Raw genomic sequence first — 17,277 nt, 5'->3', positions numbered from 1 at the left:
TACGCCACCGGTCCACCTGAAATTTGATGAATGGCAGATTCAATATGTGGAATGACTGTTTTTATTCCTTCAATCATTTTTGTTTCCATCACTGTTTTTTAGCATCGTAAGCTTCTTTTGTTTGCCACTTGTTTAGCTCAATATGAGTTGAAGCTGTAATCGTTCGATAGCCTTTTGGTGCACGCTTTTCATCATTTGGATGGGAGATGGAAACAAAAATGTGTTCAGCTTCTGTCATATCTCCTTGCTCTGATAGAAGAATTTGCTGAAATAAAGAAAGATTATTCGGTAAATCTTCTTCTTTGACAGCCAAATACATCGTATATGTACCCCACTGCGGTAATTTCGCTTTTGCTCTCAGCTTTGGGGTTAGCTTCATATATACGTCTTCATCTAGTATTGTGCCTAAGTTTTGAACCGGCACATTGCACACAACATGAAAAGCATCATAGGAATTATCACGATGGTCATGGATAATCCACCGATTGTCCTTTCTTTCTATTCGTACTGCTTCTCTTCCTTTTATTGCTTTTCCTCCATGATTTTCAATGTACGTCTGAAGTCTTTCTGCAACTTGATACAGTCCTCCCTTTACATAAAACGCTCCTTCGCGACTTTTACTTTTTAACGTTTTATTTCGTAATGACGCCGCAAATAACGCGGTCGCCAGAGTTCCCTGCAGGGTCCGTTTCATAATCATCTGGCCCTGCATGAATAACGAGGGATGAACCGTCAACATCTAGTAATGAATTAGGCTTTCCTTCCGCTAGCGTTACAAGTGAAGCGAAAGTCTCTGCGTTAATTTTCCCGCGCTTATCTGCTTCTAAATTAGGAAGATCACCACCGTGAGGACCTTTCGGGTTTTTAAATCCATGCTTACGATCATAGGGATTAAAGTGTCCACCTGCGGTTTTGAAATCTGGAACTTCACATTTACCAATTTCGTGAATATGAAAACCATGTCTACCTGGAATTAGCCCTTCTGCTTCGACTTTAATACGAACTCCATTTTTCTCTTCTGTAAAGGTTGCTTTCCCTACTTTTGCCCCTTTTGTATCCATTAATTCTACCGTTAATGGCGCAACTGATTCCTTATTTACTTCTGTAGCTGGTTGGTACTCATCCTGGGAATGTTGTTGACCTTGTCCTAACCCACAGGCAGCTAACAGTAAGAAAACTGCGCTGACACAGCATTTCATTAAGATTGTTTTCATTATTAATTCCTCCTTTAGCTTTCATATCATCATCCTTTCACATTTCATAGGTTTTTAGACGTCAAAAAAAGAGCGCGGGACAGGACGAAATAATTCCTTTTCAAATCAAAGAAGAACCATTACTTTTTTATAATGGTTGGGTTGTAGGAACAAGTTCGTTCCATTGCGCCCCACTCTTTTTTTAAATTGTTTTCTGAACCAACAAAAAATCCGAACGATTGAGAGTTAACTCTCAATCGTTCGGATAGATCACTAACTGAGATATTTATGTCTCAGCATCTTTTTTCTATTTGTTAATAATGTATTTTTTTTCAGTTCCATCAGCAAAGCGCACTTCTAATTCAAATGATTCATAATCACTATTTAAATTAAATACTTTTACTACTTCTTTGACAACATCTTTTTCAGGTGTATTCTGGTCAAACGTTAATTTTTCAAACTTAGATGATAGCTCTTCAAAAGCCTCATTGCCTTTTAAATGCTTATCATTTGCTTCATCGTCAATTTTTGCTTCCATATCATCTTTTTCATTTTCGTATTCTACTTCATAGTCATTGTTTAAACCTTCATACTCTACATCCAAATCGAACTTCGAGAAGTTAAACGCCCTATTTTGATCATTTTCGCTGTTTGTTGATTGTTGCTCTACGTTGTCTTCAACCGGAGCTTCTGGTGGTGGAGATTCCACTTCATCATTATTACATGCAGCTAAACCTAATAGAGCAGCGAACGATACAGAAAGAACAGATACTTTTTTCAACATAAAAAACGCCTCCTTAAATATACGACTACTATTCGTATACCCAACGGAGACGTTTATTATACGCATACTAGTAAATTACTTTACGCTTGAATATGAAATGCTGTACATTTTATTAAAATAAGTGTTGTACAATGCCTGTACTGCTTTTTCAAGTGCATCAGCCTTTACTCCAAACATCATGCTTACTTCTGAAGAGCCTTGGTTAATCATTTCTAAATTCACGCCTGCTTTGGCAAATGCTTCTGTAGCCTTAGCCGCAATTCCAACAGAACTGTTCATTCCTTCTCCTACTACCATTACTAGCGCTAAATTTCGTTCAATTGAAATGTTATCTACTTCCAACTCTGTTTGAATACGATCAAGTACCCGCTCTTCTACTTCCGGCGTTAGCTGATGTTCACGCATAACGACTGAAATGTTATCGATTCCGGACGGCGTATGCTCGTATGAAATCCCTTCATCTTCTAAAATTTGCAGAAGCCGTCTGCCAAATCCGATTTCACGATTTAACAAATATTTATCGACATGAATATTGCAGAAGCCTTTATCACCTGCAATGCCTACGACAGGTTGTTCGCCAACTTTTCGCTTAGAGACAATAAATGTTCCCTTTGCCTTGGGATTGTTTGTATTCTTGACGCATACCGGAATCCCGGATTTAAAGACAGGTTCAAGCGCTTCGTCATGGAAAACAGAAAAGCCTGCATAAGACAATTCGCGCATTTCTCGGTACGTCACTTCTTTCATTTCACAAGGTTTTTCAACAAGTCTTGGATCTACGCTATAAATTGCATCTACATCTGTGAAGTTTTCATATAAGTCTGCTTTAACACCAGCAGCAACAATAGAACCTGTAATATCAGAACCACCTCTTGAAAACGTCACAATATTGCCTTGTTCAGAGTAACCAAAGAAGCCCGGGATAACTAAAATGCCTTCACGCTCTTTCAACTTTGGTAACTCTTCATAAGAAAGCTCTAAAATTCTTGCTCGACCTGGCTCATCTGATACAAAAATACCCGCTTCTTTAGGATTTACATACGAAGCTTCTTCTCCTAAATGCTGTAGATATGCAGCCATTAATCTTGCATTATTATCTTCACCACTTGCTTTCAAACAATCTAATAAGCGGAATGGGTCATTTTTATGTAAAGAAATTAATGAGTCAATGTTATCAATGATTTCCGTGATAATCTCTTCAGACATTTCTAACTCAGTCACAATTTCTCGATAACGATCAATGACTTTGCCAAACTCTTCTACGTAATCTTCACCTAGCTGAATTTTCCCAGCCAACGCAATTAATAAGTCTGTCATTTTTGTGTCATCAGCATATCGCTTTCCTGGTGCAGATACAACAATCATTTTTCTCTCTTTGTCTGCTTGAATGATTTGTGCAACTTGTTTAAATTTCGCTGCGCTTGCAACTGAACTCCCGCCGAATTTCGAAACCTTCATGTTTGAGACACTTCCTTACCTGTTTTTAATATTCAACTATTGTAACATAATCTGTCTGACAAAAAAGCTTTCTGTCTAATTTTTCTAACAATTCTTCGAATATTAAATCTATTGTACTTCCAAAAAGAACAAATGTCTATAATATAAATACAAACCTCCTGCTTTTTACAGGAGGTTTTAACTTTTAAACTACTTTTTTCTTTTTCAATACTCCAACAAGTAGAGCTGTTACAACTGCACCGATAATGATAGCTAGTGCGTATAAGAATGGGTTACCCTCTACTACACCAATTACGAAAATACCACCGTGAGGAGCTGGTAAACCAATACCAAATACCATTGTTAAGGCACCTGCTACTGCTGCACCAATAACCGCTGCTGGAATTACGCGACCTGGATCTGCTGCTGCGAATGGAATAGCTCCTTCTGTAATAAATGAAGCTCCCAGCGCGTAACATGTTTTTCCTGCTTCACGTTCTTGCTGTGTAAATCTATTTTTGAAGATTGTTGTTGCTAACGCTAAGCCTAATGGAGGTACCATACCACCAGCCATAATTGCAGCGTGTGGACCAAAGTTTCCTGCATCAATCATTGCAATACCAAACGTAAATGCTGCTTTGTTGATTGGGCCACCCATATCAACGGCCATCATACCTGCTAAAATAATTCCTAATAATACTAAGTTACCTGTTTCAAACCCACTCAACCACTGTGTTAATCCATCATTGATTGCTTTAACTGGATCGATAATGACATAAAGCATAATCATTCCGGTAATGAATATCCCGAATAATGGGTACAAAAGAACTGGCTTAATACCATCTAATGCCTGTGGTAAACGACTGAACAATTTTTTCAATCCAAGTATGATATAACCTGCTAAGAAACCTGCGATTAGCCCACCTAAGAAACCTGCTTGACCAGTAGAAGCCATTAAACCTCCGACCATACCTGGTGCTAAACCTGGACGATCGGCAATACTCATCGCGATGAAACCAGCTAATACTGGAATCATTAAACCAAATGCGTTACCGCCACCAATTGTATTTAATGCTGCTGCAAACGCATTATAGGTTGGATCATCGGGTTTGACTGCATCAATACCAAACATGAATGAGATGGCAATTAAAATCCCGCCTCCTACTACGAATGGAAGCATTGCAGATACACCGCTCATTAAGTGTTTATAAAACCCTTTACGTTCTGAACTTCCAGAAGAACCACTCTCAGATTTACCACCGTCACCGCTATAAACAGGTGCATCTCCTTTAAGCGCTCGATTAATTAACTCTTCTGGTTTACGAATCCCTTGTGCTACTGGTACTTGTATGACCTTTTTACCAGCAAAGCGAGCCATTTCAACCTGTTTGTCAGCCGCTACGATAATTGCTGTTGCTTTTTCGATTTCTTCAGCTGTTAATGCGTTCTTAATACCACTTGAACCGTTTGTTTCAACTTTAATCGTAACGTTCATTTCTTTTGCTTTTGCTTTTAAACTATCTGCTGCCATATAAGTATGAGCGATACCTGTTGGGCACGCCGTAACTGCTAAAACTAGCTCATCGTCCGACTTTGTATCAACTTCTTCTGGCTGTTCATTCTCTGTTTCTTTATCATCAATTAACTGGATAACTTCATCAATTGACGCAGCATTTAATAATGACTGACGAAAATCTATATCCATTAATAACGTTGATAAGCGTGATAGCGTTTCTAAGTGAGCATTATTTGCTCCTTCACTTGCCGCAATCATAAAGAATAAGTGTGCCGGCTGACCATCAAGCGATTCATAGTCAAGCCCTTCTTTTGAACGCCCAAATGCAATTGCTGGCATCTTTACCGAGCTTGTCTTTGCATGTGGAATGGCAATCCCTTCACCAATTCCCGTTGTGCTTTGTGATTCACGGTTTAAAATTGCTTGCTTATATCCTTCACGATCGTTTAAACGACCTGCTTCATCCAATTTGCCAACTAACTCATCAATAACATCTGATTTTGATGAACTTTGTAGATCAAGAATGATTGTGTCTTTTTTCAATAGCTCTGTAATTCTCATTCTCGGCTCCCCCTACTTTATCTTTGTAATTGAAACTTGTTCTAATAATTCTTCTACATAGCTTTTTTCACATAGTTCAAGCGAGAAAGCTGTAGCACTACCCGATGCCACTCCTGTACGGAATGCCTCAAGTAAGTCATTTTCTTTTGTGTAAGCAGCTAGAAAACCCGCTACTAGTGAATCGCCTGCTCCAACTGAGTTTTTAACATTCCCTTTTGGTGCAGTTGCTCGGTACACTGCATCTTTTGTAATCAACAGTGCCCCGTCCCCAGCCATGGAAACTCCTACGTTTTTTGCTCCCATTTCGACTAGTTTTTGACCGTATTGAATTGCATCTTCTACACCGCTTACCTCAACATTAAATAATTCGCCAAGCTCGTGATGATTTGGCTTAATAAAAAATGGATTATGCTTCACTACATCTAGAAGTGTTTTCCCACTTGCATCTACGACAACTTTCACACCTTTAGCAGTAGCTTGTTGCGTAATCGTTTCATAAATATCTTTTGGAAGCGTTTTCGGAATACTGCCTGCTAACACAAGCACATCATGCTCTTTCATCTGAGAGATTTGCTGTAAAAGCTGCTGAAGAGCTTCTTCCGAAATAGTAGGCCCTTGTCCATTTACTTCTGTTTCAGCTTTTGTTTTTAGTTTTACATTAATGCGAGTATCTTCATTAACTCTTGTAAAAGCGGTTTTGATTTCTTCCGTTTTCAAGTAATCTTCAATATATGTTCCAGTAAACCCACCGATAAAACCAAGCGCTTTGTTTTCGACGCCCAATCGTTTCAACACGCGAGATACGTTAATTCCTTTTCCACCCGGAAACTTTACTTCGCTTGTTGTTCTGTTTAATTCGCCTTCTTTAAAGTCTGTTACATGTACAATGTAATCAACTGAAGGGTTTAACGTACATGTATAGATCATAATTTCACAACCTTTATGTCTGTTTTGTTTGCATATTGTATAAGCACTTCTTGCGGTAGCTCATTTGTAATAACAGTTGCTGCATGTAGGTCTGCTATTTTTGCAAAGCTGGTTTCAAAAAATTTTGTTGAGTCTGCCAGGATATAAGACTCATGAGATAGCTTCATCGCTGTTTGTTTAATAAGGGCTTCCTCAGGATCCGGTGTGGTGTATCCGTATTGATGATGAATTCCGTTTGCTCCCATGAAGCATTTATCAAAGCGATACTGCTCTAAACTTAAGAGCGCACCATTTCCAATTAAAGCACCTGTCTTATGCTTAAGAGCACCACCTGTTAAATAAAGGGTAATACCTTCTTTAAGCATTAAATTTAAATGCATAAGCCCATTTGTCACAACAACTACATCTTTTTGTTTTAAAAATGGAATCATTTCATACGTTGTCGTTCCTGCATCTAAAAAGATGCAATCGCCTTCATGGATAAGAGAAGCTGCGTATTCAGCAATTCTTTGTTTGTCTTCTACATTTTTATCAGCTTTTTCTATAACGCTTAGTTCAATTCGCTTTTTCTGAATTAGTGAAGCACCACCGTGAACACGTTTAAGTAGCTGTTCTTCTTCCAACTGACTTAAGTCACGACGTATTGTGGACTCAGAGGCACCCGTCACTTCAATAAACTCTTGCACTTTAACAAGCTCTTTTTCTTTTAAAAGCTTTAACATTAGCTGATGCCTTTCAGGTGTTAGCATAACGTGACTCCTTTTCCAAAAAAGCGTTTTCATTTATCTTTCATGATTTTACTTTAACACGCAAATCTTTCAAAATCAATCATAAAAAATCAGTTTCATTCACTTTTTTTATTTTTTTTAATAAAAACTTACGGTTAACGGAAGCGCTCTAATATGTAGGTTTCAACACATTTACACTAAAATCAAACGTTATAACCAAATGTTATAATGCGGTCATATTAATTGTTCAACCTGTCATCATTGAACGTTTATGATTGTTTTATAACAAATAAAGCTTGTTCACTTAAATTTGCCCACACCAAAAAGTTGTCCATTTTTTTGGACAACCATTGGGAAGTTCGTTATTTAAATAGAAACAACAGCATGTATAAAATGGATGCTAACGCCGATGAAATAGCTAAACTAGATGCAAAGCGAACGAGCCTTCTTTTGATGAACTGCGTTAACTCAATTTCTCTCACTTGACTTTTTTCATTTTGCATATCTTTCCCCTTCTTTTTTATATAGCTACGGCACACTTTACACTCAATACTACCTCGTCTCAATACTACCTCGTGCTGCCGCGAGCTTTTTTATCAGTATATGCAGACTCCACAAAAAAGATACAAAGCCAATGAATACAATAAAAGCTACTTCAAAATTGAAGCAGCTTAATCCATGCACAGCATTGCGTTAACAACAAAGCTTTCCCGAATAGAATATGTATAATAAGGACCCGTTGCTAAAAGGCGGTTTGATTGCTGATCAATACAATCAATCGTGACTCGATCATACTTTCGAACGCTACCTCCTTCATAAACATGTAGATTAACTAGTCGATGTTGTTCGCACGCTGTATGAAGGATTTGACTAATCTTTTCTCTACCTTGCATTCGTGCTGGTGGTGTCTCTAATTTTAGATGAGAACGATAAATTTCTTTCATCTGCTCCACATGTTCGGGCATCAAAAGCTTGGCATATTTTTTTAGTTCTTCTTGATACAACTCCCTCTCCCCTTTCATTATCCACATTAACGAACATACGTTCTTTTTGTAAGGCAGAAATTATTTTTATTTATCATAAAATGCTTTATTCATTGCATAACTTTTTCATTTTTCCATATGAAGTTCAGCGTGTCAAAAAATTTACCTCTCGTTTTTAAAAACTAGTCTTTCATTCCAGTAGTCTCCTTGATATAATACATTTTCATGGAGATAGTTTCGCCAGAATGAAAATTAACACACTAGAAAGAAGATGTATATGATGGTAAAACGAATAAAAGAAATTATACTAATTTTACTTGGTAGCTTAATTTTTGCGCTTGGTATCAACTATTTTGCTATTCCAAACGAGCTTGCAGAAGGTGGCGTAACGGGGGTTACTATGATTACATACTACCTGTTCCAGTGGTCTCCAAGTATAACAAACTTTATTATTAACGGCCTGCTCGTTTTGGTTGGATATAAGTTTTTACATAGACGCGTCATTGTCTATACGGTCCTTTCTATTGTGGCTACTTCGGTTTTTTTACATCTAACTGAAGAAGCAGGAGCACCGCTAGACGATACGCTTTTAGGCGCCATCTTCGCTGGTCTATTCGTTGGAATCGGTCTTGGCCTCGTGTTTAGAGGCGGGGGGACCTCAGGTGGATCTGCGGTTATTGCTCGAATGACTAATGAATACTTTGATTGGAATATTAGCAGAACCATGCTTGCGATTGATTTAGTCGTTGTAGGAAGTGCCTATTTTGTAATTGGAGGCGAAAAAACGATGTACACCGTTATCGCACTCTACATTGGTACAAAGGTACTTGATTATATTATTGAAGGATTAAACCCTCGCAAAGCCGTAACGATTATTTCAACTCGTTCAAACGAAGTGGCTGAACAAGTTAATAATAAGATGGAGCGTGGCGTAACGGTTTTTACAGCGCACGGCAGCTATACAAAAGAAGCCAAACAAGTACTCTATATTGTAATTAACAAGCAAGAGCTTTTAGAGCTAAAGCGAATTATTCATAAAGTGGACGATCAAGCGTTTGTTGTAGTGCATGATGTGCGAGATGTATTTGGTCTCGGTTTTACTTTACCGAAAGCAGGCTAACCCTTCTATTATATAATAGAAGGGTTTTTTCACCATTTAGATAGCTTTATGTTTAAAATAAGTTAAGCCACTGACGAAAAAGAAAGCAAAGCTCCCTAAAACAGTAATGAGTAATGTTCCTGGTGTAAAGAATAAAAATTGAAAAATACCAGCATTGATATTTTAATACCAATTGTTATCGTTTTATTATTTTCATCCACTCAATTTATGACACCAGTTACAATTAAGGAAATTAGTTTAATGATTATTGGATCAATTGCTTTAGGAAGTTTCATAGGAGCAGTTTTATATGGCTTAAACAAATTTTTTCAAAAGTTGACAACAAACTAAATAAAAGCCCTTTGACTCAAAGGCTTTTCTTTTGGTATCATCTAATAGTTTTGCATATCTTAGTGTCATTTCTGGAGAAGCATGAGCCAATAACTCTTGTACTGTTAAAACATCTGCACCACCGTTTAACATTTTGACAGCATATGTATGGCGAAATTGATGGCTTTTAAAATAAATGCAATCTTTGCACTAGAACCTTTTGATTGGTGACAAAAACCAGCTAATATCCGGTCAAGATATTAGCTGTTTTTTTGTAATGAACACTTAGAGCGAAAAGAGCGCAATCCTTACTCTAGAAAAGCGCCCGATTGTGGAAAACCAAAGAGTAACAATCACCCTATCAGATAAATTCATAAAACGGATTCTCTGGTTCATCTTTTTTTAAATCCACATTATATTCACCAAGAAAATTGATGTACTCCTATTCTAACAAATTTTATTTAGGACTTACATGTATGCCTTCACTCTCTCGCCAATCTGCGTAAAGTATACGCTTTACATTATCATATCCATTGGTAGTTAATTGGTTATCTAACCACTGTTGATCAAATCCGAGTTCATGTAAATTATCCCATAAAATTTCCCCATCTATAATTAACGATGTTGGGAGGTCTACTTGACTTTCTGGAAGATTGAGATCTTGCTTGTCTGGTTTTTGATACTTAGATTTTAATAATAAACTTATTTGCCCATTAGCTTCCAATATACCGTATTTGACTTCGCGAACTGAAAAGACATTATTTTGACGGAGTATACTCAATACTTGATTTACATCTAATTTGTTCTTTGTAAGTAACTTTTTGTCCATAACACCATCTCGAATAATGATGTTAGGATTGCCTAATAAGAGAGAACGTGTCGATTTATTTTTTAGAGTCATAAACTCTATTCCCAACATAAGAAATGTCCACAATCCGATGGTATATAAAAAATGAAAAATCCCTACCTTATCTTCATAAATGGTATTTCCTAAAAAATCTCCAAGTACTAACACAAAAATTAAGTGAAACGGGGTTAACTGATAGATGGATGTTCTGCCTGTTATGATAATGATAAAAAATAAAGTGGCAAAACCAACGATGACTTTGATCGTCAGGAAACCAATATTAACTTCTTCCAAAGTTTTTTCCTCCAATTTAAATTTTACTTAGTTGTAAGATCTTGAGGTTTAGATAAAAATGATACAGCTTATCTTCTAATAAACGTATTTTCTTAAGATTTTCAAATATATTATCTATTGATATCACCCCTATATTTAAATTAAAAGCTAACAGCTATTTTTGAATTCAAACTCTTTGAGCTGCCTTTTTTAGTATTTCTATTTTTCAGTAATAAAATTCCATCGTAAATAAGAAAAAAACCCATGTTGAAAGTTCTTCTAACACGGGTTTTCGACTTTTTTCAAATGAATCAGAAATATTTTAAAAACAATGAAATTTTTAAAATATAGATTTAAGATAGAACAATAAAAACAGGATACATCATCTTATAATAATGGAGAAAGCAGGCGAGAACCCTGTTCAACAATGCGATCGGTCAGGGATCGTTGCAGCAAGTCTTCAATTCTTAATGGTACAGAATCAGTAAGATCCCTCTCGAACTGCTCTGTGAGTTCCCCTGCCACATCAGCACTGTACACGACTTGACACACTTCATAATTCAGGCGAAAACTTCTCATATCATAGTTTGCTGAGCCTAATTCTGCAATTTCCTCATCAATGATCATCAGTTTCGCATGTAACATTCCTTTATCGTACTGGTAGATTTGGACCCCAGCTTCTATAAGTTCCCCGTAATAGGTACGACTTGCAAAGCCCACGATTTTTTGATCAATCTGGCGAGGAACAAGTAATCTTACCCGTACACCACGAGCCACAGCTGTCTTTAATGCCATAATAATATCTGTTTCTGGTATAAAGTAGGGCGTTGTTATATCAATGGTTTTGGTCGCTTGTGTTATACATATAAAGTAAGCTTGACGAATAACTGGTGTAGGAATTCCAGGGTTTCCTTCCAACGTATGGATGTATGCTTTTTGCAATTCTCCTGTCTTTGTTTGAGTATTGTCTGTTTTACCTTCTATAGGCCATAACTCAGATCCTAATTCGGCAGACCATCTTGAAAGATCTATGCTGCCGGTTGGATTGATTTCCTTTGATTTATATTTTGGGATTTTAGTGGCCTTTTTCGTTGCCTCAGATTTTGTTTTTGACTTTATCCGTTCTGGTACAGCGATATTCCAATGAACGTCGAAGATAGTCTGCAAGTCGCCTGTTGCTTCCCCTATAATTTTCAAATGAGTGTCCCTCCAAAATCCTACGTCTGACTTTAATCCTGTATATTCATACCCAACATTCATACCGCCAGTAAAGGATTCCTTTCTGTCAATCGTGACAATCTTACAATGATCCCGATAATTCCAATTGGACAAAATCCAGGGAAAGCGTAAAGGAAATATTGTCCGACATTCTATCCCTGCTTCCACCATCTGAAGAATTTTTTGACGCGGGAATTTTTTACTCCCCCAACCATCTCTAATAAAACGAACCCGCACTCCATTTACTGCTTTTTCAATCAGCAGTTCTGTGATGCGATTACCAATTTGGTCGTTCCGATAGATGAAATATTCCAGATCAATGGTTTTTTGGGCTTTTTGTAGGGATTCGATAAGTTGTTCATATTTTGCTATTCCATTGTTTAGTACTTGGACTTTGCCGACTCGAAGCCCGCCTACAGTAAAATACCTTAAAGCATCGGCGATTATCGATGCTGAATCACTACATGTATCAGGTAACTTATCAGACTCATTATGAAAAGAGGTCAATCTTTTACGATGAATAAGCTTGGGATTTGATATGCTAAGATATAGTAAGAAACCAATGACAGGCAAAACAAGGACGATTACTATCCAATTCAAAGCTTTGGCTGGCCGACGAACTTCCCAAATTGCTATGAATAAGATAAAGAACGTATTTAACAGGTATAGAAAAAAAATCCACTCCAACTAAAATTCCTCCTTAGTTTTTCCCTTAATATGTACAAACTATGTAGCAAGTATACGTTTGGAATACGAGGAATTGTTTAGATTGAGCTTTTCTCATGAGACACCTCAAATAATTTTGTAATTAGTTTGTTTTGTCATAGCAAATTTAATGTTGAAGATGTATCGAAAAACAAAAAGGGAGGTTCATTTTACATTTATTTCATTTAAACCTAAAATCTTACATTATTCTGCTGTAGCTGACTAAGTATATTCAATGTTAAAAAGACTCCAACAGAAGGCAAGGTACCACTAATTACGGGATATCCGGTAAGAGCTCTATCGGTTGTAGTAACCCATGTTCCGTATTCGCTGCGGGTATCATAGCTGAAATTGGCCAAATAGACCGGTTTGATGATGAAACTAAAGTAGCGAAATACGCAGGTCTATACTGGCGAAAGCATCAGTCCGGGCGCTTTACTGCCGAAGACACGTCCCTATCACGTAACGGTAACTACTACTTGCGATATTACTTAGTTGAAACCGCCAACTGCTAAATTGTTACTTCTGACTTTATAGCTTGAAACCCGTCATAACCTTATTTAACCTCTTAAAAGAGGGGTCACTTTATCAATGGCTTCTTGTAACTTTTGACTGTTTTGGCTATACATATGTTTCGCTTTTTCCACTTCTGTCCCAAGCGCAAATAATTCTAAGTCCGCCTGACATTTTTTCATGGTTGAAAGTAATAAAGGTTTTTCTTGAGGAGATGGGACTTGAAGTTTATCATCAAAAAGGTCAACAGTTAATTGCCCGTAAGAATCTATCTGCCCAAGAAAGACATTTTCAATGGTAACTCCTAGTTTTTCTAGTTCAGTGTGTAACCACCTTCTGCTTTGGCCAATTGTCGATAATGGTTCATCTAATATTTCACCATCCATAATAACTGTTTGAGGTTCCTTACTTGGAGCAACAGCTATCCCTAAATCTTTTGCGGTTAACGGTCGATTTTCTTTCTTTAACAAGACGTTGAGATCGCCGGTTGGCTCTAATACCGCAAATTCCACATCAGCTGCCTGATAGACACTTTGCTTTCGAAGTAACCCTAACAATTCATCGATTGTGTATTTTTCCTTTTTCAAATTATCTTCCATGATTTTTCCATCTTTGATAAAAACCGTCCCTTTCCCCTCCATAAAGTCGCGAAAATGTTTATTTTTCAAGGAAATGATGCCTGCTAAGAAGGGTACTACCGCAAAGATTACGATACTAAGTATCCCATGAGCAATGCTTTTATCAATTCCCATGGCCATTTCTGCTCCTATATTACCGATGGTCATACCGGTGACATATTCAAAGAAGGAAAGCTCAGCTATTTGTTTTTTACCTAACCATTTTGTAATAGCAAAAAGAACAACTAAAAACAATAAAGACCGCAAAACTACAATTAACCAATCTGGCATCTTTTACACCTCCTATAAAATTAGAAAAAGCTGTTCGTCTTAAAAACCTTTATATTGGGCTTCTTCTCTCTCCAATTCTCCCACTCGATTTTTTAAATCTGTTACGATTTCATTCATGACATTCATCGTTTCGTGCAAAGTCCGCTTTGATTGATCATCTTGAGTTCGTAATGCTAAATTGGATAAACCAGCTTCTACTCCTTTAAGACTGACAAGACATTGTTTCACATCTGATGCAATCGTCATTTTACATCCTCCTTATCCTTTTGGTTTAAAAAATATAGCGCCAATCATTCCAAAAATAATGGCGGCTGAAATTCCAGCACTTGTTACTTCAAACATTCCTGAAATAACACCTACTAACCCATGTTTTTCGGCTTCAGCCATTGCCCCATGTACAAGAGAATTTCCGAAACTTGTAATAGGAATGGTCGCTCCTGCTCCTGCAAAATCGATAAAAGGTTCGTATAAACCAAACCCATCTAGAAGAGCGCCAATCACTACAAATGTACTTAAGGTATGTGCTGGTGTAAGCTTAAATACATCAAACATAATTTGCCCAATAACGCAGATCAAGCCTCCTACAACAAAAGCCCAAAAGAAAATCATAGCTCTTATTCACCTCCATATTCAATTGATACCGCATGAGCGATACAAGGAATAGTTTCACCCTGCTGAAAGCTTAATGGCGATAATAAAGCACCTGTTGCTACGACTAACATTCGTTTAAATTCGCCTTTTTTCATTCGGTTTAATAGATGACCATATACAACGGTTGCTGAACATCCTGGCCCACTAGCGCCAGATAGAACTGGCTGTCCTTCTCGATAAATCATAAGGCCACAATCTTGATATTGTTCTTCACGTATTAGTGTTCCATGTTTTTTAAATAAATCAAGCGAGACTTCTCGTCCAATGTGGCCAAGATCTCCCGTTACAATCAAATCATAATAAGATGGATCAAGATTTCGCTCAGTAAGATGTGCTTCAATGGTATCAACAGCCGCCGGAGCCATTGCTCCTCCCATATTAAATGGATCCGTCATTCCCATATCGATCACGCGTCCAATCGTTGCAGAGGTCACACGAGGTCCCTCTCCAGAATCACTTAACAAAGCAACGCCAGCACCTGTCACTGTCCATTGAGCAGTAGGTGGTTTTTGTCCACCGTATTCGGTCGGATAACGAAATTGTTTTTCGACGGCGGTATTGTGACTCGAAGCACCAGTTAACAAATAGTTAGCTCCTTTTGTGTTAACTAAGTAAGCACCAAGAGCCAGTCCTTCCATGGATGTAGAACAAGCACCAAATAATCCAAGGTACGGTGTGCCAAGTGTTCGGCAAGCAAAACTAGTGGGCGTCATTTGATTAATCAGATCTCCTCCAAGGAAAAACTGAACCTGTTCCTTTTGAAGACCTGCTTTTTCGATAGCTTTTTGACTCGCTTCTTCTACCAAAACCTTGTGCGCTTTTTCATAAGAATCCTGTTTTAACCATAAATCAGAATGAAGTAAATCAAAATCATTAGCAAGTGCTCCTTTTGCTTCAAAAGGACCTCCGACCGTTCCAGTGGAGATAATGACAGGTTTTTGATCAAAGACCCATGTACGATGTCCCGTAAGCATTACAAGCCACCCCACTGTATGAGAATCGTTTTAATGGCCGCAATAACAAATGCCGAAAAGGTACCAAATAAAATGACGGAGCCAGCTAACTTAAACATATTACCACCAACACCTAGGACAAATCCTTCCGTTCGATGTTCAATACATGCTGATATGACGGCATTTCCAAAGCCGGTAACGGGAACCGCGGAACCGGCACCTCCAAATTGAGCAATTCGATCGTAAACACCGAAGCCTGTTAGAAGCATAGCAATAAAAATCATGGTCCCTACTGTTGGGTTTCCAGCCGTTTGATCTGTAAAATCAAAATAATAAATATAAAACAGTTGAATGGCTTGGCCAATAAGACAAATGATCCCACCCGTAAAAAAAGCTTTGATACAATTTTTAACTACTGGTCTCTTGGTTTCTTTCTGTTTTTCAAGATCTTGATATTCCTGTTGGACAGGTGTTAATTGTTTCTTTTGATTATTTGACATGTGTATACCTCTTTCATCACGCTTTTTCTTTCATAAGGTTTTTAATATTGTTAAATTCTCTTTTTAATGTTTTTTTCTTTATCTTGTCTTTTTGCAGTTTTTCTTCTAATTGTTCCAACTCCCAATAGATTTTTTGATCAGTTGAAACTAAGACTTTATAATCCGGATAAGCTTTTTCTAAGTCTGTTTTCACGTTCTTTTTGATTTTTTTTAATTGAAAGCGATGAAATTGATCTACTTTTATCGCCATTAACAGCTCTTTATCGGTATTTACTGCTTTAACAGCCGAAACTTCTTCCTCTTTTATGATCTTTTCTTTTGCTTGATTGGCAACTGTTTGATTAATGGGTTGGTTTGTATGTACTTTGACGATCGTTGTATCATCATTGCCATTAGTCGAATGATTCTGTTGCCCCGTACATCCGGATATATATACAATAATCATGGCTAAAAAAAGAAAATGATTTAATCTTCTTATCTTTCTTTTCATACAATCACCTGTCCGTTTCTACTCAAGAATTGAAGTGTAAAAAGGTTGGTTAATTGAACCAACCTTTTTATCCTATTCTTATTGCTTGTATTGAGGTTCTTCTTGTTCGATTTGTTGAACACGTGGTTCAATGCTGTCTACAACGGATTGGGTTTGCTTAGCTGCATCTTGGTAAAGTTGCTTAGCTTGTTGATTATCTGTACTAAGAGCAAATGTTTCAAAACTTGCTTGAGCACTTTTCAATCCTGCTAGAGCTGTTTTAACGTCATTTATTACTGTCATGATAATTTCCTCCTTGAATTTTTTTTACTCTTTTATATTGCTCTATGGAGAATTTTTTATTCAATGATTTTTGGGAAATTTAAATCTAAATTATTTTTGACATATAGCTCCATTTTTCCGATAATAACCCCTTTTCCATATCCCCATCATTTCTTCTATTTCTCGTTGACAGCAATAGCTCTTATAACTTTTCATTTTTTCTCTTCTCAACTTCAATTTCTTTTACACCCCTACCTTTATAAAATAAGATGATTGTATTTCCTGAAAGGACTAATGTTTTTCCCGTTTTTTGGATATTATCCCAAAGTTTCAAGAGTTTTTCCCTCTTAATCATCCTATTTATTTATGGGTATTTAACATTGAAAATGTAATAACAAAG

Annotated in this window: 20 protein-coding genes and 2 pseudogenes; 2 read left to right on the top strand and 20 right to left on the bottom strand. The window is 37.1% G+C overall.

Going from position 1 to position 17,277, the window contains the following annotated elements; genetic code table 11:
- Positions 1-88 precede the first annotated feature (88 nt).
- The 9 genes from BFL01S_RS20705 to BFL01S_RS09040 all read right to left on the bottom strand — a co-directional run bounded on the left by BFL01S_RS20705 (position 89) and on the right by BFL01S_RS09040 (position 8,168).
- Positions 89-700 (bottom strand): FAD-dependent oxidoreductase, encoded by a 612-nt coding sequence (locus BFL01S_RS20705; protein WP_025910755.1) that lies wholly within the window; start codon positions 698-700, stop codon positions 89-91.
- Entirely contained in the window at positions 633-1,214 is a 582-nt protein-coding gene (locus BFL01S_RS09070; RefSeq protein ID WP_025910756.1) for a superoxide dismutase family protein, read from the bottom strand. The genes BFL01S_RS20705 and BFL01S_RS09070 overlap by 68 nt, the downstream gene beginning before the upstream one ends.
- A gap of 286 nt (positions 1,215-1,500) precedes the next feature.
- Positions 1,501-1,977 (bottom strand): YusW family protein, encoded by a 477-nt coding sequence (locus BFL01S_RS09065; protein ID WP_025910758.1) that lies wholly within the window; start codon positions 1,975-1,977, stop codon positions 1,501-1,503.
- A 75-nt stretch (positions 1,978-2,052) separates the two neighbouring features.
- The gene (locus tag BFL01S_RS09060) at positions 2,053-3,435 is read right to left on the bottom strand and encodes an aspartate kinase (RefSeq protein ID WP_025910759.1); all 1,383 of its coding nucleotides are present in this window, start codon (positions 3,433-3,435) and stop codon (positions 2,053-2,055) included.
- Positions 3,436-3,619: 184 nt separating this feature from the next.
- Positions 3,620-5,491, bottom strand: coding sequence for a PTS fructose transporter subunit IIABC (locus tag BFL01S_RS09055; RefSeq protein ID WP_025910760.1), 1,872 nt, complete (start codon positions 5,489-5,491; stop codon positions 3,620-3,622).
- 12 nt (positions 5,492-5,503) lie between these two features.
- Positions 5,504-6,418: a 1-phosphofructokinase gene (gene pfkB / locus BFL01S_RS09050; RefSeq protein ID WP_025910761.1), complete on the bottom strand. Its 915-nt coding sequence runs from the start codon at positions 6,416-6,418 to the stop codon at positions 5,504-5,506.
- A complete protein-coding gene (locus BFL01S_RS09045; protein WP_025910762.1) occupies positions 6,415-7,167 on the bottom strand; it encodes a DeoR/GlpR family DNA-binding transcription regulator in 753 nt (250 codons plus the stop codon). The genes pfkB and BFL01S_RS09045 overlap by 4 nt, the downstream gene beginning before the upstream one ends.
- 341 nt (positions 7,168-7,508) lie before the next feature.
- Complete coding sequence (locus BFL01S_RS20700; RefSeq protein ID WP_165932490.1) at positions 7,509-7,649, bottom strand: hypothetical protein; 141 nt, start codon at positions 7,647-7,649, stop codon at positions 7,509-7,511.
- A 168-nt stretch (positions 7,650-7,817) separates the two neighbouring features.
- Positions 7,818-8,168: a YolD-like family protein gene (locus BFL01S_RS09040; RefSeq protein WP_035321049.1), complete on the bottom strand. Its 351-nt coding sequence runs from the start codon at positions 8,166-8,168 to the stop codon at positions 7,818-7,820.
- 241 nt (positions 8,169-8,409) lie between these two features.
- On the opposite strand from BFL01S_RS09040, the gene BFL01S_RS09035 reads away from it, so the two are divergent.
- A complete protein-coding gene (locus tag BFL01S_RS09035) occupies positions 8,410-9,249 on the top strand; it encodes a YitT family protein (protein WP_061785509.1) in 840 nt (279 codons plus the stop codon).
- Between the two features lie 342 nt (positions 9,250-9,591).
- Here the strand turns inward: BFL01S_RS09035 and BFL01S_RS19935 are convergent.
- The 3 genes and pseudogenes from BFL01S_RS19935 to BFL01S_RS09020 all read right to left on the bottom strand — a co-directional run.
- Positions 9,592-9,750, bottom strand: a pseudogene (locus BFL01S_RS19935) (tyrosine-type recombinase/integrase); the annotation flags it as partial.
- Between the two features lie 265 nt (positions 9,751-10,015).
- Complete coding sequence (locus BFL01S_RS09025; RefSeq protein WP_025910767.1) at positions 10,016-10,699, bottom strand: DUF421 domain-containing protein; 684 nt, start codon at positions 10,697-10,699, stop codon at positions 10,016-10,018.
- A gap of 366 nt (positions 10,700-11,065) precedes the next feature.
- Positions 11,066-12,583 carry a phospholipase D-like domain-containing protein gene (locus tag BFL01S_RS09020; protein WP_061785508.1) on the bottom strand — a complete coding sequence of 506 codons (1,518 nt, stop codon included), beginning with the start codon at positions 12,581-12,583 and terminating at the stop codon, positions 11,066-11,068.
- Positions 12,584-12,924: 341 nt separating this feature from the next.
- Here BFL01S_RS09020 and BFL01S_RS19930 point away from each other — a divergent pair.
- Positions 12,925-13,110, top strand: a pseudogene (locus tag BFL01S_RS19930) (transposase); the annotation flags it as partial.
- A gap of 51 nt (positions 13,111-13,161) precedes the next feature.
- Here BFL01S_RS19930 and BFL01S_RS09015 read toward each other — a convergent pair.
- The 8 genes from BFL01S_RS09015 to BFL01S_RS21250 all read right to left on the bottom strand — a co-directional run bounded on the left by BFL01S_RS09015 (position 13,162) and on the right by BFL01S_RS21250 (position 17,211).
- Positions 13,162-14,022: a DUF421 domain-containing protein gene (locus BFL01S_RS09015; RefSeq protein WP_025910772.1), complete on the bottom strand. Its 861-nt coding sequence runs from the start codon at positions 14,020-14,022 to the stop codon at positions 13,162-13,164.
- A 39-nt stretch (positions 14,023-14,061) separates the two neighbouring features.
- Positions 14,062-14,268, bottom strand: coding sequence for a DUF1657 domain-containing protein (locus tag BFL01S_RS09010; RefSeq protein WP_025910773.1), 207 nt, complete (start codon positions 14,266-14,268; stop codon positions 14,062-14,064).
- Positions 14,269-14,280: 12 nt separating this feature from the next.
- Entirely contained in the window at positions 14,281-14,631 is a 351-nt protein-coding gene (gene spoVAE / locus BFL01S_RS09005) for a stage V sporulation protein AE (RefSeq protein ID WP_025910774.1), read from the bottom strand.
- 5 nt (positions 14,632-14,636) lie between these two features.
- Positions 14,637-15,647 (bottom strand): stage V sporulation protein AD, encoded by a 1,011-nt coding sequence (gene spoVAD, locus BFL01S_RS09000; protein WP_061785507.1) that lies wholly within the window; start codon positions 15,645-15,647, stop codon positions 14,637-14,639.
- Entirely contained in the window at positions 15,647-16,126 is a 480-nt protein-coding gene (gene spoVAC / locus BFL01S_RS08995) for a stage V sporulation protein AC (RefSeq protein ID WP_025910776.1), read from the bottom strand. Before spoVAC ends, spoVAD begins: the two co-directional genes overlap by 1 nt.
- Positions 16,127-16,142: 16 nt before the next feature.
- Positions 16,143-16,616: a YhcN/YlaJ family sporulation lipoprotein gene (locus tag BFL01S_RS08990; protein ID WP_025910777.1), complete on the bottom strand. Its 474-nt coding sequence runs from the start codon at positions 16,614-16,616 to the stop codon at positions 16,143-16,145.
- A gap of 78 nt (positions 16,617-16,694) precedes the next feature.
- Entirely contained in the window at positions 16,695-16,898 is a 204-nt protein-coding gene (locus BFL01S_RS08985) for a DUF1657 domain-containing protein (RefSeq protein ID WP_061785506.1), read from the bottom strand.
- Positions 16,899-17,079: 181 nt separating this feature from the next.
- The gene (locus tag BFL01S_RS21250) at positions 17,080-17,211 is read right to left on the bottom strand and encodes a hypothetical protein (RefSeq protein WP_260864974.1); all 132 of its coding nucleotides are present in this window, start codon (positions 17,209-17,211) and stop codon (positions 17,080-17,082) included.
- Positions 17,212-17,277 lie beyond the last annotated feature (66 nt).

The organism is Priestia flexa NBRC 15715, assembly GCF_001591565.1.
Lineage (GTDB): Bacteria > Bacillota > Bacilli > Bacillales > Bacillaceae_H > Priestia > Priestia flexa.
Note: the sequence above shows the minus strand (reverse complement) of the source record. Positions and strands in the feature narration are given on the sequence as shown.

What these genes read in the sequence shown, in the direction of transcription:
- BFL01S_RS20705 (WP_025910755.1), bottom strand. Translation starts at nt 700, where the DNA reads ATGATTATGAAACGGACCCTGCAGGGAACTCTGGCGACCGCGTTATTT.
- BFL01S_RS09070 (WP_025910756.1), bottom strand. Translation starts at nt 1,214, where the DNA reads ATGAAAACAATCTTAATGAAATGCTGTGTCAGCGCAGTTTTCTTACTG.
- BFL01S_RS09065 (WP_025910758.1), bottom strand. Translation starts at nt 1,977, where the DNA reads ATGTTGAAAAAAGTATCTGTTCTTTCTGTATCGTTCGCTGCTCTATTA.
- BFL01S_RS09060 (WP_025910759.1), bottom strand. Translation starts at nt 3,435, where the DNA reads ATGAAGGTTTCGAAATTCGGCGGGAGTTCAGTTGCAAGCGCAGCGAAA.
- BFL01S_RS09055 (WP_025910760.1), bottom strand. Translation starts at nt 5,491, where the DNA reads ATGAGAATTACAGAGCTATTGAAAAAAGACACAATCATTCTTGATCTA.
- pfkB (WP_025910761.1), bottom strand. Translation starts at nt 6,418, where the DNA reads ATGATCTATACATGTACGTTAAACCCTTCAGTTGATTACATTGTACAT.
- BFL01S_RS09045 (WP_025910762.1), bottom strand. Translation starts at nt 7,167, where the DNA reads ATGCTAACACCTGAAAGGCATCAGCTAATGTTAAAGCTTTTAAAAGAA.
- BFL01S_RS20700 (WP_165932490.1), bottom strand. Translation starts at nt 7,649, where the DNA reads ATGCAAAATGAAAAAAGTCAAGTGAGAGAAATTGAGTTAACGCAGTTC.
- BFL01S_RS09040 (WP_035321049.1), bottom strand. Translation starts at nt 8,168, where the DNA reads ATGAAAGGGGAGAGGGAGTTGTATCAAGAAGAACTAAAAAAATATGCC.
- BFL01S_RS09035 (WP_061785509.1), top strand. Translation starts at nt 8,410, where the DNA reads ATGGTAAAACGAATAAAAGAAATTATACTAATTTTACTTGGTAGCTTA.
- BFL01S_RS09015 (WP_025910772.1), bottom strand. Translation starts at nt 14,022, where the DNA reads ATGCCAGATTGGTTAATTGTAGTTTTGCGGTCTTTATTGTTTTTAGTT.
- BFL01S_RS09010 (WP_025910773.1), bottom strand. Translation starts at nt 14,268, where the DNA reads ATGACGATTGCATCAGATGTGAAACAATGTCTTGTCAGTCTTAAAGGA.
- spoVAE (WP_025910774.1), bottom strand. Translation starts at nt 14,631, where the DNA reads ATGATTTTCTTTTGGGCTTTTGTTGTAGGAGGCTTGATCTGCGTTATT.
- spoVAD (WP_061785507.1), bottom strand. Translation starts at nt 15,647, where the DNA reads ATGCTTACGGGACATCGTACATGGGTCTTTGATCAAAAACCTGTCATT.
- spoVAC (WP_025910776.1), bottom strand. Translation starts at nt 16,126, where the DNA reads ATGTCAAATAATCAAAAGAAACAATTAACACCTGTCCAACAGGAATAT.
- BFL01S_RS08990 (WP_025910777.1), bottom strand. Translation starts at nt 16,616, where the DNA reads ATGAAAAGAAAGATAAGAAGATTAAATCATTTTCTTTTTTTAGCCATG.
- BFL01S_RS08985 (WP_061785506.1), bottom strand. Translation starts at nt 16,898, where the DNA reads ATGACAGTAATAAATGACGTTAAAACAGCTCTAGCAGGATTGAAAAGT.